The 14,020-nt window shown below is 41.1% G+C and carries 14 protein-coding genes and 1 pseudogene; 7 read left to right on the top strand and 8 right to left on the bottom strand.

Going from position 1 to position 14,020, the window contains the following annotated elements:
- Nucleotides 1-666 precede the first annotated feature (666 nt).
- The 3 genes from bchL (at nt 667) to V7K46_RS25470 (ending at nt 3,934) form a co-directional block, all read left to right on the top strand.
- Nucleotides 667-1,533, top strand: coding sequence for a ferredoxin:protochlorophyllide reductase (ATP-dependent) iron-sulfur ATP-binding protein (bchL, locus tag V7K46_RS25460; protein WP_012410753.1), 867 nt, complete (start codon nt 667-669; stop codon nt 1,531-1,533).
- A 32-nt stretch (nt 1,534-1,565) separates the two neighbouring features.
- Nucleotides 1,566-2,354 carry a DUF5331 domain-containing protein gene (locus tag V7K46_RS25465; RefSeq protein ID WP_335118114.1) on the top strand — a complete coding sequence of 263 codons (789 nt, stop codon included), beginning with the start codon at nt 1,566-1,568 and terminating at the stop codon, nt 2,352-2,354.
- Between the two features lie 176 nt (nt 2,355-2,530).
- A complete protein-coding gene (locus tag V7K46_RS25470) occupies nt 2,531-3,934 on the top strand; it encodes a ferredoxin:protochlorophyllide reductase (ATP-dependent) subunit N (RefSeq protein WP_335118116.1) in 1,404 nt (467 codons plus the stop codon).
- A 522-nt stretch (nt 3,935-4,456) separates the two neighbouring features.
- Here the strand turns inward: V7K46_RS25470 and V7K46_RS25475 are convergent.
- Nucleotides 4,457-5,590, bottom strand: a complete 1,134-nt coding sequence (locus tag V7K46_RS25475) for a hypothetical protein (protein ID WP_335118118.1) — start codon at nt 5,588-5,590, stop codon at nt 4,457-4,459.
- A 16-nt stretch (nt 5,591-5,606) separates the two neighbouring features.
- Nucleotides 5,607-5,771 (bottom strand): hypothetical protein, encoded by a 165-nt coding sequence (locus tag V7K46_RS25480; RefSeq protein WP_335118120.1) that lies wholly within the window; start codon nt 5,769-5,771, stop codon nt 5,607-5,609.
- Nucleotides 5,772-5,822: 51 nt separating this feature from the next.
- Here V7K46_RS25480 and V7K46_RS25485 point away from each other — a divergent pair, with 51 nt between their 5' ends.
- The 3 genes from V7K46_RS25485 to V7K46_RS25495 all read left to right on the top strand — a co-directional run bounded on the left by V7K46_RS25485 (nt 5,823) and on the right by V7K46_RS25495 (nt 7,080).
- Nucleotides 5,823-6,074, top strand: a complete 252-nt coding sequence (locus tag V7K46_RS25485) for a hypothetical protein (RefSeq protein WP_335118122.1) — start codon at nt 5,823-5,825, stop codon at nt 6,072-6,074.
- Nucleotides 6,055-6,318 (top strand): Txe/YoeB family addiction module toxin, encoded by a 264-nt coding sequence (locus V7K46_RS25490; protein WP_335118136.1) that lies wholly within the window; start codon nt 6,055-6,057, stop codon nt 6,316-6,318. Before V7K46_RS25485 ends, V7K46_RS25490 begins: the two co-directional genes overlap by 20 nt.
- Nucleotides 6,319-6,453: 135 nt before the next feature.
- Nucleotides 6,454-7,080, top strand: a complete 627-nt coding sequence (locus tag V7K46_RS25495; protein ID WP_335118124.1) for a retropepsin-like domain-containing protein — start codon at nt 6,454-6,456, stop codon at nt 7,078-7,080.
- 4 nt (nt 7,081-7,084) lie between these two features.
- Here the strand turns inward: V7K46_RS25495 and V7K46_RS25500 are convergent, their stop codons facing one another.
- The gene (locus V7K46_RS25500; protein WP_335118126.1) at nt 7,085-7,969 is read right to left on the bottom strand and encodes a LysR family transcriptional regulator; all 885 of its coding nucleotides are present in this window, start codon (nt 7,967-7,969) and stop codon (nt 7,085-7,087) included.
- A gap of 242 nt (nt 7,970-8,211) precedes the next feature.
- On the opposite strand from V7K46_RS25500, the gene V7K46_RS25505 reads away from it, so the two are divergent.
- Complete coding sequence (locus tag V7K46_RS25505; protein WP_335118128.1) at nt 8,212-8,712, top strand: hypothetical protein; 501 nt, start codon at nt 8,212-8,214, stop codon at nt 8,710-8,712.
- A gap of 35 nt (nt 8,713-8,747) precedes the next feature.
- Here the strand turns inward: V7K46_RS25505 and V7K46_RS25510 are convergent, their stop codons facing one another.
- The 5 genes and pseudogenes from V7K46_RS25510 to V7K46_RS25530 form a co-directional block, all read right to left on the bottom strand.
- Nucleotides 8,748-9,491, bottom strand: coding sequence for an amino acid ABC transporter ATP-binding protein (locus V7K46_RS25510; protein WP_335118130.1), 744 nt, complete (start codon nt 9,489-9,491; stop codon nt 8,748-8,750).
- 382 nt (nt 9,492-9,873) lie between these two features.
- Complete coding sequence (locus V7K46_RS25515; protein ID WP_335118138.1) at nt 9,874-10,557, bottom strand: TonB-dependent siderophore receptor; 684 nt, start codon at nt 10,555-10,557, stop codon at nt 9,874-9,876.
- 62 nt (nt 10,558-10,619) lie between these two features.
- Nucleotides 10,620-11,252 (bottom strand): annotated as a pseudogene (locus V7K46_RS25520) (AMIN domain-containing protein); the annotation flags it as partial.
- A gap of 108 nt (nt 11,253-11,360) precedes the next feature.
- Nucleotides 11,361-12,356, bottom strand: coding sequence for a helix-turn-helix transcriptional regulator (locus tag V7K46_RS25525; RefSeq protein ID WP_335118132.1), 996 nt, complete (start codon nt 12,354-12,356; stop codon nt 11,361-11,363).
- A 353-nt stretch (nt 12,357-12,709) separates the two neighbouring features.
- Nucleotides 12,710-13,858, bottom strand: a complete 1,149-nt coding sequence (locus V7K46_RS25530; protein ID WP_335118134.1) for an amino acid ABC transporter permease — start codon at nt 13,856-13,858, stop codon at nt 12,710-12,712.
- Nucleotides 13,859-14,020: the final 162 nt, after the last annotated feature.

A 14,020-nucleotide genomic window follows, 5' to 3' on the forward strand; every position in this document is an offset into this window, starting at 1 on the left:
GATTGAAAGGGCGTGCCATTGTTTGCTTCTGGTTTTGAGTCTTTCTCACTCTCTATTCTACAGTTCTATGCAGCCTCACATAGAATTGGTATTAGACAATATTTGATAAATTAATAATTTTTTACAAAATCAGACTAACTTACTCTCAAGCAGCAATTAAAAGGTCTTGGCTACCAACTGAAAACTGCCAAATTATCTGCGATACCTTCTCTACGAGAGGCTACGCCAACGGTGAGCTACGCTAACGCAAATTGCAGTAGTATTTCCAGCATCAGTCTGCATATACCTCTGTTTACCCTTGATGGTGCGCCTCAATGCCCTGAAAACACGTTGTAATACCATCAGCTAATTCTATGAAAAGCATTCAAAAAAGCCAATTTCATACTTTTTTATTTTGTAACTATTTTTATAAAAATAAGTAATAAAAACTATTTATTAAGGTTTTTTAGAGCTATTTTAGGCTTTGAGAGCAATTAAAATCCAAATAAGCATAATTAAGCTTTAATTCATTAAAAAAGACCGTTTTACAAATTAAGAGCCACTTTCTTTTCTATGTAATTTGCACAATAATGACATTCACAGACGTCACGCATCGCCATCTCAGGACAGGTGAAGGCAAATGTTTGAGCCACAAGTTTGACAAAAAGCTATAAGAGGCAAACAACAGTGAAACTAGCAGTCTACGGAAAAGGTGGTATCGGTAAATCCACAACTAGCTGTAACATATCAGTCGCCCTAGCTAAACGTGGCAAGAAAGTGCTGCAAATTGGCTGCGACCCCAAACATGACAGTACCTTCACCCTGACTGGGTTTTTGATTCCCACAATTATTGACACTCTCCAAGAAAAGGACTATCACTACGAAGATGTCTGGCCGGAAGATGTAATTTACAAAGGCTATGGCGGTGTTGATTGCGTAGAAGCTGGTGGCCCACCTGCGGGTGCTGGATGCGGTGGCTACGTAGTTGGTGAAACCGTAAAATTACTTAAGGAACTCAACGCCTTTGATGAGTACGATGTAATTCTCTTTGACGTTCTGGGTGACGTAGTTTGCGGTGGTTTTGCAGCACCACTCAACTATGCAGATTACTGCCTGATTGTTACAGACAACGGCTTTGATGCTTTATTTGCGGCTAATCGCATTGCTGCTTCAGTCCGTGAAAAAGCACGAACTCACCCACTGCGTCTAGCTGGGTTGATTGGCAATCGCACCTCCAAGCGCGACTTGATTGAAAAATATATAGAAGCTGTGCCAATGCCAGTTCTAGAAGTTTTACCTTTGATTGAAGATATCCGTGTTTCCCGTGTGAAAGGTAAGACTTTGTTTGAGATGGCAGAGCAAGATCCTTCCCTAGACTACGTTTGCGATTACTATCTCAACATCGCTGACCAAATTCTGGCGCGTCCCGAAGGTGTTGTACCTAACGACACACCAGATCGTGAGCTGTTCTCTTTGTTGTCTGATTTTTATCTAAATCCGGGTAAACCCCAGGTTCCTAATTCAGAAGAGGAACTAGACTTGATGATTGTATAAATCACCAAGTTCTCAGGATGGGGGACAATAATATGGCTTTCTTTCACAGCTTTACAGATTCAATAAAGCAAAAGTGGTTGCAATTTTTCCAGAATAATCGGGACTGGATTACCCTGCACATGGAAGTGGAATCAGTGTACACCCCTGATGGCGGGAAGCGACCACCTTCTTACCTCATCCTGGGAGTTCTTAACGCCCTAGAGCCAAAGCTAGCGCAGTTAATGTTGCCCTTTGCCAAACTTAATCCTGACGCCGATACCCTGATTGAGGTGCTGGATTTGCATTTTGACCCAGATTTTGCTCTTGGTAACCGCTTCCTCATTAACCCAGAACCGGAAAAATACGTAGAAGAAGCAGCAGTTGTCATTGAGAAAAAGCCCGAAGATGAAACATTGACACATTTTCATACAAACGGCATTGGATCGGTGGCGGTAGTTCAAGAGTTGGTAACCCTGGATTCCGATGAGCAAAGCCTGGGAATCAGCGAGTTAGAGGAAACCGAAAATGGCTTTGGCGATATTTCCTTATCCAACGGACAGGACTCAAAAACTGAGTCTCTCCAAACCTCTAGTTTAGAAGCAGATGAGTTTGGGGAAATTAGCTTCGATACAACACCTGCAATCGAACTAAAGCTAGATGAAGACCAGGCGCTTGAAGATAATCCACTAGATGAGAATGCGTTTAAAGACGTGTTGTCAGATGTCTGGAGTGATGAAACAGCCTTGCAAAAGACTGAAGAAAATAACGATTTTTTAGGGGAAGAACTGCCAGCAGGCGTTTTTGATGAATCAGAAATTGCCCGTCTCTTCCCCAATGCTTAATTATTGCCGTTCCTCGCAATTTTAAGTTTTAGATTTGGGGTTTTGGATTAGAAATTAGGGAAATTGTCGTCAGACAGAGGATACTTTTGTTGTCCCAGTCTTCAATCCAAAATTGTCAATCTAAAATATAAAATTGGTTGACCTGCCATTAAATATCAAGGGGAGAAAAAACCAAAATGACTGTCGCTCAACAACCAGAAGCTTTAAACTTTGAATGTGAAACTGGGAATTACCATACCTTTTGCCCAATTAGCTGCGTGGCGTGGTTATACCAAAAAATTGAAGATAGCTTCTTTTTGGTGATTGGGACAAAAACTTGTGGCTACTTCTTGCAAAACGCGATGGGGGTAATGATTTTTGCTGAACCCCGCTATGCAATGGCAGAGTTGGAAGAGGGCGATATTTCGGCACAGCTGAATGATTATGAAGAGTTAAAGCGGTTGTGCTTGCAAATTAAACGCGATCGCAATCCTAGTGTAATTGTCTGGATTGGCACTTGCACTACGGAAATTATCAAAACAGATTTGGAAGGTTTAGCACCGAAGCTAGAATCCGAAATCGGTATTCCCATCGTTGTAGCGCGGGCAAATGGTCTAGATTACGCCTTCACCCAAGGGGAAGACACGGTATTGGCAGCAATGGCTAACCGTTGTCCTGATAAGGCTCCTGTGGCGGAAACAGAGAAAAGTGAACGCAATGCGATCGCTAAATTGCTCAACTTCGGTAAGAAGAAAGAAGATGTCGCCCAAGATGAATCTGAGTACGTGGATCACCCACCCTTAGTTCTTTTTGGCTCCCTTCCCGACCCCGTAGTTACTCAGTTAACCTTGGAACTGAAGAAGCAAGGTATCAAAGTTTCCGGCTGGCTACCCGCGAAGCGCTTCACAGAGTTGCCAGTACTAGAAGAAGGGTATTATGTCGCTGGTGTCAACCCCTTCCTTAGCCGCACTGCTACTACCTTAATGCGTCGCCGCAAGTGTAAACTCATTGGCGCACCCTTCCCCATTGGCCCCGATGGTACCCGCGCTTGGATTGAGAAAATCTGCTCGGTGTTCGGTATTACTCCCAAAGGATTGGATGAACGGGAAGCCCAAATTTGGGCAGGTTTGGAAGATTACGTGAAATTGATTCGCGGTAAGTCTGTATTCTTCATGGGTGATAACTTGCTGGAAATCTCCCAAGCAAGATTCTTAATCCGTTGCGGGATGACGGTTCACGAAATCGGCATTCCTTACATGGATAAACGTTATCAAGCTGCTGAGTTGGCATTGTTAGAGAAAACATGTCAGGAAATGAATTCACCCCTGCCAAGGATTGTGGAGAAGCCAGATAATTACAATCAACTTCAGCGGATTTATGCGTTGAAACCAGACTTGGTAATTACTGGTATGGCTCACGCTAACCCGTTGGAAGCACGCGGTATTAATACTAAATGGTCTGTGGAGTTCACTTTTGCTCAAATTCACGGCTTTACAAATGCGCGTGACATTTTAGAGTTGGTGACTCGTCCGTTGCGTCGAAATAATAATTTGAAAGATTTGGGTTGGGATAAGTTGGTGAGAGAAGAAGCGAAGATTTAGATTTGGGTTCGGATTTAGCAACAGCATATAGCGCTTGTCAGTTGAGTGAGGTACAATAACCCCTCCCCGCAAGCAAGGAGGGGGCTATGATGTACCTTATGTGATTAGGAAACGCTATAACACTATGTGAAAGGGCGAACTTTCGGGTTCGCCTTTTTTTCCGACGAGTTAACAGTGATAGAAGCAAGCGCTTTTATCACTGTTAATTCCCGCTTTTTGATCAATCTATACAGCTAGTTGCAGCATACTAGCACTATTGTATAAACCTACCAATTTCCTAACTGCGCTGAGTCACCAGCGCTTTCCTTATCTGACTATCTTTTCATATTTAAAGACTAAGGTCATTACCTTTGCTCCGCCTTGCTTTCCTCAGTATCCCCAAGTTGAGTTCTATTGTGCTAATAGCGATCGCTTTTTTTAACGAACCGCCTTCTCTACGAGAGGCTTCAGCCAACGCGCAGCGTCTGGTAGAGAAGATGCCAAGTACGCAAACGAGAGAGAGAATTAAATTCTGATGGAAGGCTATAAATCTAAAGGTTTGGATGGAATGATATATATTAATCCTGCACCATCTGGTTTAACTTCTATGGATGGAGTTAATTTAAGCCAGTCATGAAAGCTGATTTTTAATTGGGATATTGCTTGTACTTCTGTTTGGTAAGATTCAAACCTGCGATTGGTTTCAATCAATGATTCCATTACTGCCAAAGTTTTAGGAAGACGTGCGTAAATCTGCGGCTTAGGATCATCCCAAATTGCTTTGCCTACCCAATCTATCTTAGAATCCCAAATTGCGGGTGGTATTGATTCTACCCATTTATTAGGGTCTTGAGCCAACATGAATAGATTCATTCGTTGCATATCGAAGACTGAATTTTCATCCCACTTTGAGTCGAGCCATTGGTAAATTCGGGTTAATCTACGCAAATCAATCTGACCTCTGAACCGAGGATCTAAATATACTGCTGGGTTAAAAGTTAGCAGAAGCTTAACATATTTCTCAATACGTGAATGCAGAACTTTTGCTCCTTCTTGAAAGCGGTGAAGTGCTATCTTGTGTTCTTCTAATTCTAAATAGCAACGTGCTTCAGCTAAGTAGGCTAAAGATAATGTCAGCAAATATTCATCAGCAATTTTGCTTTTTTGGTCAATTTCGATATCTGTGTATTCAGTATAAATGTGTTCTGCTTCTAAAAAGCGGTTAATAGCTTGTAAGGCGCTGTATCTACGATTTTCAGGTTTAGTCATCGTAAAAGCATTATTTGCTAATTCGATTCCAGCACGAAAATTAGCATAGAAACTAAGGTCGATTTTACGGTTAATGTTATTTAACAGTTTTTGTGCTTGTTGTAAGCGTTGTTCTAATCCCTTAAGCCGTTGTGCTATTACAGCAAAGCCTATAACCGAGACACCAAGATTAAGTATACTGACTGCACTAGTTACCTGCAAAATTCCTTGAGTTGCTTGCAGACTTCGCCCAAGTTCCTCTAACTGTTTTCCAGTAGAATTATTTGCTCCCTGTTCCCGTAACCAAGTAACGATTTGTTTTTTCTTTACATTTCTAATTACACCCCCAACTCGTTCAAAAGTTCCATCTGCTAGCCCTTCAGCAATCCAATCAACAAGCATAAAGGTTGCTGTCACTGGTAAACCCATAATTTTCTCCTAGTTGCTAAAACTTCAGCGGCGTGATGTCTGGTAGCCAGTTGCTTCGATTTTGCACAGCAAATACCTGCGCTTTACTCAGTATTCCCAATTTGAGTTGTAGTTTATGCAATAGCGATCGCTCTTTTTTAACGAACAGCAGAACAGAAAGCGATCGCCCAAATCTCATCACAGTCAAACACAGTTACAATAAGATAGTAAAGATGGGAGAGCCATACCAATTATGCTTAGTGGAATTAAACAAAAGGCTATTGTTGGAAAAAATGGCAAGATTGAACTGTCTGCAACAGAATTACCAGAAGGAACTGTTGTAGAAGTCATTGTGTTAGTTGAAACACCAATTGTAGAAGATGAAACTACCTATCTTCTGAAATCAGAAACTAACAAAAAACATCTACTCACAGCTTTGGAGAATGTAGAAAAAAGAAACTTAATTTATGTTGATTTAGATGAATATGAAAAAAGTCGCCTTTGAACCAGAAGCTTTTGAACAATTAGGTCAGTGGGCGACAGAAGACAAAAAAATATTCAAAAAAATCTTGGAACTGATTAAAGATATACAAAGAGATCCTTTTGCAGGGATGGGGAAGCCAGAACCATTAAAATATGAATTACAAGGTTACTGGTCAAGGCGGATCACAGATGAACATAGATTAGTTTACAAAGTGCAAGAAGATTTATTGATTATTTTGACTTGCAAATATTACTATGAGCAATAAAGGTTATTGAGGCTGGGATATTGTTTTATTTCAGGCGATCGCTCTTTTTTAACCAGAAGATGTATAGCGATCGCAGATACAATCATAAGTAAAACGCAATCTGGTAGAAAATAGCTTAAATTGTCACCAAAATCTATGAATAAAACACCCTCTCCTGATGAAAGTCAGCAAATGCTGAAGTGGCTAAACCAGAATCGCCAGATGTTATTAGATTTATATAAAAATCAATATATTGCTTACAATGCTAATGGCTTAATCGCTCACAATGAAAACTTGCGTGAAGTTATAGAATTAGCAGAGGCTTCAGAACAGGTATTTGTAATTTACTTAGTTCCACGTCGTACTGCTTCTATCCAAATTCTACCAATTCGCTTTCGTACAATCGCTCGGCATGACTGGCAGCCAAATTATCATGTAAAACTGAAGCATAGAGATATAGAAATGTCTACAACGATGTTAGTAGACTCTGGTGCTGAATTAAGTTTAATTTCCTTCAAAGTCGGTCAAGATTTAGGCTACGCTTTGGCTGATGCTGAATCAACGTTATTAGCAGAAACCATCGGCGGAAGAGTTGAGTATGTTTTACGTAATGTTGAAATGACAATTGATGAACACAGTTTTATTGCTGCTGTGGCATGGTTACAAACTAATACAGGTGGAGAACAATTACTTTTAGGAAGAGAAGTTGTTTTTGATAAATTTAATATTGAGTTTAGGCAAGCTGATGAACAAATTATTTTTACATGGCGTACAGACAACTAATCAATTAACCACAGATACTTCTGACAACTTGCAGAAATTCCCTTAGTACAGGTGTCATATCCTCTTGTTGCCACACTACAGCCGTTTCTACTAATGGTGTTTTCTCCTCCACAGCGCGATACACCACACCAGCCCTCTGAAGATTTTGCAATGAAGACGGCGCGATCGCAATCCCCATTCCCGCTGACACCAATCCGATAATTGTCTGCATCTGAATCGCTTCTTGAGTCACTTTGGGGCTGAAATTTCCTTGCTGACAAAAACTCACGATTTGGTCGTAAAGTCCAAAGCCCAGGTGACGAGGGAACATGATAAAGTTTTCGTTTACTAGCGATCGCACTGAGATACACTCTTGTTCAGCTAAGGGATGAGTTTCCAACATAGCCACAATTAAAGCTTCTTGCTGAATGCACTCTTGATTAAGTGTGTTGTCCTCTAAGGGTGGATGGGCAAAGCCTACATGAATGCGGCGTTTCTGTAGCGCTTGCTCTTGCTGAGTTGTGGTTAATTCCTGCAATACTAACTCTACTTCTGGAAACTGTTCTCGAAATTGCCGCAAAATCACAGGAAGCAAATCGTAAGTTACCAAACTGGTAAATCCGATTTGTAGTTGTCCCTTCTCACCTCTTCCTGTTTTTTGAGTTAGCTCAATTGCCTTTTCCAGTTGAGCTAAAAGTTGATAAGCTTCTTGCAAAAAAACTTGTCCTGCTTCTGTTAGTTGCACCTGTCGCTTGGTTTTGCGCTGAAACAGTTCTACTCCTAATTGTGCCTCTAGTTGCTGAATTTGCTGGCTTAAGGGCGGTTGAGCAATGTGCAATCGCTCGGCGGCTCTACTGAAGTGCAGTTCTTCAGCTACAGCAATAAAGTAGCGCAGATGTCGCAGTTCCATTTTTTTGATATTTTAGAAGTTTCAATTCTCTATAAATATATATTGTAAATCTCAAAAGTACTTATCTATGATACTCATACAGATATCGTAGGGAGTCAGAGCGATGCCTGCGGCGGGCTACGCCTACGCTGACAGCGATGAGCTATGCTTTGCGAGAATGGAGTCAGCACCCAGATGGATTTTTTGCTCAATCTTGGTGTGAAGTTGTGGGACAAAAGGTTTATTGATTACAAGGTGGTTTCATGAAGAAATTTGTAATTGGCAGTTTGTTAGCACTTTTGATTCCTGTGGGATACACGCTAGCTCAACCCGTACCATCCAGACAACCAGTTAAACCTGTAACTACTCCTAAACCAACTACTATTAGGCTGAGAGACAACAGTACATTGAGTGCCAACAAATTGATTCCACAAGCTAAAATTCTTGCCAGGGTCAACAAAAAAGCTGTGATTAAATCCATTAAACTTGTGCATTTTGGCGAACATTTAGCCACCCGTAAAAAAGTGGTTGGTGTAGAGTCCCAAAATCCAGAGATATCCAGCAATCGATTAGTGTACGAATTGATTACGGAATTAACAGATTTTACAATTCCCCGCGCCGGTCACTTTGATCGCGCTACCATTACAACGATTATTGACGCTGAGACGGGAGAGGCTTTGAGTAGTGATATTTATGCTCCTGCGGGTGCGTTTCAATCTAACCATGACGCCTTACCACCTCGTGAGCAATGGAAAAACGAGTAAGGGGTATTAGTAGCATTGGATGCTGTTTGTTAGTTTTAGAGAATTTGTGACAAAAACTTGCGTGTTCTTTCTTCTTTGGGATTGCTGAAAAATGCGTCAGGGGTAGCTGACTCGACGAGGGAACCGCTATCCATTAAAATAACTCGGTCGGCGACTTCACGAGCGAATCCAACTTCGTGGGTGACGACTACCATTGTCATCCCATCACGGGCGAGATTTCGCATTACATCCAAAACTTCTCGTACCATTTCTGGATCTAAGGCTGAGGTGGGTTCGTCAAACAGCATAATTTTAGGTTGCATGGCTAAAGCACGAGCGATCGCTACTCGTTGCTGTTGTCCACCAGATAACTGTCCTGGATATTTTTGCGCCTGTTCTAAAATTCCCACTCTTTCTAGTAGTTGCATTGCCAATTCTTCGGCTTTTGCCTTTGGCGATCGCCGTACCCAAATGGGTGCTAAAGAGATATTTTGTAGCACTGTGAGATGAGGAAATAAATTGAATTGCTGAAATACCATCCCCACTTCTCGGCGAATCATTTCAATATTTCGCAAGTCATGACTTAGGGTAATACCGTCGATTTCAATTTTTCCCTTTTGATATTCTTCTAAAGCGTTAAATGTGCGGATAAAGGTAGATTTTCCTGAACCAGATGGGCCCATGAACACTACTACTTCTCCACGATTTACAGTCAAACTTACCCCTCGGAGGGCATGAAATTTGCCATACCACTTTTGCACATCTTCGGCAATAATTATCGGATTTGGTTCTTTAGTCACTTATTTTAACTCCCAATTTCTGATAAATTACTTTATTTTATATAACCAAAAAAATTAGTAAAATTATATTGTATTTTACCAGCTTATTGGATTTACAAACTTGGTTAGTTGCACAATAAATCACACCACTAACTAAGTTAAAATTTAAAAAAATAACTGTCTTTTGACTAGGTGACTGAAATTGAGCTATGTCCTTTAAATAATAGCAATGATAACTTTGTGAGTATAGCGATCGCCCATCAAGAATAATGGATGAGAGTGCGATCGCCCATCAAGAATAATGGATGAGAGTGCGATCGCTCATCTTAAATTTTGCAGGTTGTTTAGAGGTGAAAACTGTGTTTTAGCTGGTTGTTCAACCTATCCCCAACAAGAGAACAAGTTAAAACTCCCAACGAATAGAGCCGATGATTGTCAAGGGCGCACCTCTTTCAAGACCTAAAGTGTAACCGTAAATAGAACTGAAATAGTCTGTATCAAATAGTTTACGAATATTGATCGCAGCGTTAAAGCGATCTCTACGGTAGAAAATCGCCGCATCGGTACGCAAGTAATTGGGTAGTTCAACCGAGTTGTCTGAAAGTGCCGCCCGCTCACCCACATAAAAAAGCCCTAAACCAAATCCCAAACCTTTGAGTGAACCCTTCTGGATTTCATAGGTTGTCCAGAGGCTAGCTTGATTTTCTGGCACACCCAGCAATTTATTACCTACAGAAATGTCAATATCCTCGGTAACTTCTGCATCTGTATAGGCATAAGAACCGATCACCTTCCACCCTGGTAAAATCTCACCCGTGATATCTAACTCAATCCCTCGACTTCTTTGCTCCCCCACTTGAATCTGGAAATCACGGTTATTTTGATCCTGTATCGTAACATTCGTCTTGGTGATTTGATAGGCTGCCAATATTGTTGAAAGCTTTCCGTCTAGAAAGTCAGCTTTAATGCCTGCTTCATATTGGGTTCCTTTGGTCGGCTTAAACGCTCTACCATCAGGATTGAATCCAGAGGTAGGAAGAAAAGATTGACTATAGCTGGTGTAGAGAGAAACCGCTGTGTGGAAGATGCTGCACTAGCAACGCTAAAAATTAAACCTTCATTGGGACTGTCATACAATTCAACAGTTGGTACACCCGCCTCACCCGTTACTGTCACGCGGATAGTATTAGCATCAAAATTAATTACCGTGATTTCAGTAATCCCTGCAAGAGGTTTCTCTGAGCGGAATGTGAATGAGTCGCTATTAGGTAGCCGTAGTTGAGCATTGGGAATATCAGTGATAAAGCTATTTCCTGCACTGCGATTTACCAGTTGTAACTGTTGTCCCTGAGATGTCTGTAAAATCACCTCCACACCCTTAGCGCTAGGATTGGCTTTGACTGATGTAACTTGCACAATTTCACCCCCCTGTTTCCTCTCTTGGTCAGGAGGGACAGAAGGGAGGTTTGGTACTGCTGGCGACTGTCCCAGTAATATTTGAGCGCTAGTGTTAGGATGCTCTATCTCACTAAGTTGCGGAATTTTAGGGATGGAGATGGCTTTTAAGTTATTTCTGTTTACATGGGATAGGTTATGGACAGCATCTTTATCTAAATTCTGTAATGACGGCTGCTGCTTCTGATTCTCTGCTTTCTTTGTACCTGCTTCTGCCCAAGCCGCTGATGTGAACAACAACGTCACCGCCATTCCCAAAGAAAACTGCGCGATCGCCCATAACATCAAGGTGGTCAATCTAACACTGTGGATGTAACCCTGTCTCATGCTAACTATGCCTGATACAAAAAGAGAAATTTTATCAATAAGTTTAGAAAGCTAAGATTACCAGATTAACAAATGCATTACCAGATGGTAGAGCGACAATTTTTATCCCTAGAGCGTCGATTTTTTTCTTAATTGACACTGCTTCGGTGTAATGCCAAACTTGCGCTTAAATGCCTCTGTAAAATGTCCCAAATGGGAATAGCCCACAGCATGGGCAACTTCTGACACTTGCATATCTCTGTACCGCAGCAATATCTGTGCCTGCTCCATGCGATGGTGATGTAAATAACCAAAAACTGTGGTGCCAAAGAGTTCTCGAAAGCCTCGTTGAAGTTTGCGATCGCTCAAGCCTACGAGTTGTGCCAGTTCCATCATTGCAGGCGGATTGTTTTGGTGTAAAATATCTCTGGCATGGTAGATGCGAGCGATCGTGTCTGGCTTTAGTGGTACTGAAGACGAAATTTGTCCCTGATCTGCCGAAATCAAGTCCAATTGCATTGCTAGAAGTTCAAACACTTTTGCTTGCAGATACAATCGTCTCGTGACGCCCTGGTACGGAGAATTCAATATTTGCTGCACTGTGACTTGCATTGCTAAAGTCACGTCTGGATAAAACGATGTCTTCCATTCGTTTTCTTTAATCAACAGCTTTAAGTTGGGAGCAATTTGCTCTGTCTCTCTGGGCAAAAACCCTGCCAACACTTCAGGTTCAATCTCGACATTAATGCAAGTCATACGCTCTGATTTTTTATACTTTGATGTAAAACCAGGTGCGATCCCACTACCAGATAGATAAAAGCGTTTCCCGCCAAAATTTGGATAAACCTCATCACAATATATAAATCCAGATGAAAAAATTTCAAATTGCACTAAATGATTGTGGACGGGTGTCTTGATCACGAAATCATTGTGAAATTCATAGTCACAAATTTCCAGATATACACCCGGAGATAACTTCATACCCCGACAATACCCTAGTCCTAGACATTTAGGCAGTTCGTTGAGTGTTTCAAATTCGTCAAGCAAGATGCTGTGGCTTTGAGGATTTTGATTCTGTTGACACCACAGTTCGTCCCAATCGTCTGAGGAAAGGATGATCGTCATCTTACTTAATGCCAAAAGTTTTTAATAATTTTATCAGAATTACGTAAGGATTCAGGTGTTTGAAACCCAGTCACAGAGCTAGTTTCAAAATTGACTTTGGCTTATTAACATATCTTTAGTCACAATAAGCCACGGAAATATAGGTGTTAGCTAATTATTATTGAGAATATCAAATTGTGACTAATCCCCGGAAAATGTTATCAGGAAACGATTGTAGACATTTTTGTATGACCTGAATCCTTACAGAATTACTGCCCACTATTTTCGTCAACTAGTCGCAGCGATCGCCTTTACTAATCATTTGTATTTACAAAGGGAAAATGCCTAATGACAGTCTTAATAAGGGCATTTGACTACTGGCTTAATTGTCTCTCTAACCGCCGAGAAGCTAACGACATGGAATAACAAAATACCCAATAAATAAATCCAATAAACAGATAAACTTCTGCATAGCGACCGAGAAACTGTGGTTGTGCCAATATGGAACGAGCAATACCTGTAAGTTCCACTAATCCCACCAAAGATAAGAGTGAAGTATCTTTAAATAAGCCGATAAACTGACCAACGATCGCAGGGATAACGCTACGTAAGGCTTGAGGTAGAACAATTAATATCACTACCAATGCTGTATTTAATCCTAGTGCTTTCGCAGCTTCAATTTGTCCGCGAGGAATTGATTGGAGTCCACCGCGCACGTTTTCTGCCATGTATGCGGCACTAAATAGTACTAGTCCAGTAATTGCTCGTAGTACCCGATCCAAACGCACATCTACTGACAGAAATAACGGCAGCATTACTTGAGCTAGGAACAAAATTCCAATTAGTGGTACTCCCCTAACAATTTCAATGTACAGGATAGAAAACCAACGTATTACAGGCAAATTGCTTGTGCGCCCTAAAGCTAGTAAAACCCCAATCGGAAAGGAAAGGACAATACTGACTGCTGCCATTAGTAGGGTAAGTAGCAAACCGTTCCACAAATTTGTAGATACAGGTTGCAATCCAAATCCACCGCCAAGTAGCCATAAAATTATCGGGAAAGACAATAACCATAATAGAGAAAGCCAAGGAGTTAGTACCTTAGTAAACTTTCCTCCAAGCCAAAAACCTACAAATAGCAAAACTGCAATTAACAATAACCAAAGGCGGGATGTAAAGTCTAGTGGTAAAACAATTAACAAAACACCGATGATGAAAGCAAACAAAACAATTCCACGTGTTAACTGTTGCTTGCTAAAGAAAACACCTACGGTTATAGCGCCTAAAGTCAAAGCGATCGCCAGCACAATCCAAGTTCGCCAATATAGCGTTTGAGGAAATCTACCAACTAAAAATAAACGTAAATTAACCTGAATTACCGTCCATTGTGCTTGAGTCGTTGCCCAAGTTAGAATTCCTCGCACTACCCAAAATATCAACACCAGACAGACAACAGTTAACAAGCTGTTGTACCAAGTACTGAACAGGTTTTTACGTAGCCAAGTTAATTTGTCATTGGTCATTGGTCATTTGTCAATTGTAAAGACTCATACTTCAACCTCAGAAACTCAACTTTCGAGTTCAAAGGTGCAACTTCCGAGTTCAAAGGTGCAACTTCCGAGTTCAAAGGTGCAACTTCCGAGTTCAAAGGCTCAACTTCCGAGTTCAAAGGCTCAACTTCCGAG

Source organism: Nostoc sp. (genome assembly GCF_036917395.1).
Classification (GTDB): domain Bacteria; phylum Cyanobacteriota; class Cyanobacteriia; order Cyanobacteriales; family Nostocaceae; genus Nostoc.

What these genes read in the sequence shown, in the direction of transcription:
- V7K46_RS25475 (WP_335118118.1), bottom strand. Translation starts at nt 5,590, where the DNA reads ATGGGTTTACCAGTGACAGCAACCTTTATGCTTGTTGATTGGATTGCT.
- V7K46_RS25500 (WP_335118126.1), bottom strand. Translation starts at nt 7,969, where the DNA reads ATGGAACTGCGACATCTGCGCTACTTTATTGCTGTAGCTGAAGAACTG.
- V7K46_RS25525 (WP_335118132.1), bottom strand. Translation starts at nt 12,356, where the DNA reads ATGACGATCATCCTTTCCTCAGACGATTGGGACGAACTGTGGTGTCAA.
- V7K46_RS25485 (WP_335118122.1), top strand. Translation starts at nt 5,823, where the DNA reads ATGCTTAGTGGAATTAAACAAAAGGCTATTGTTGGAAAAAATGGCAAG.
- V7K46_RS25505 (WP_335118128.1), top strand. Translation starts at nt 8,212, where the DNA reads ATGAAGAAATTTGTAATTGGCAGTTTGTTAGCACTTTTGATTCCTGTG.
- V7K46_RS25470 (WP_335118116.1), top strand. Translation starts at nt 2,531, where the DNA reads ATGACTGTCGCTCAACAACCAGAAGCTTTAAACTTTGAATGTGAAACT.
- V7K46_RS25490 (WP_335118136.1), top strand. Translation starts at nt 6,055, where the DNA reads ATGAAAAAAGTCGCCTTTGAACCAGAAGCTTTTGAACAATTAGGTCAG.
- V7K46_RS25465 (WP_335118114.1), top strand. Translation starts at nt 1,566, where the DNA reads ATGGCTTTCTTTCACAGCTTTACAGATTCAATAAAGCAAAAGTGGTTG.
- V7K46_RS25495 (WP_335118124.1), top strand. Translation starts at nt 6,454, where the DNA reads ATGAATAAAACACCCTCTCCTGATGAAAGTCAGCAAATGCTGAAGTGG.
- V7K46_RS25530 (WP_335118134.1), bottom strand. Translation starts at nt 13,858, where the DNA reads ATGACCAATGACAAATTAACTTGGCTACGTAAAAACCTGTTCAGTACT.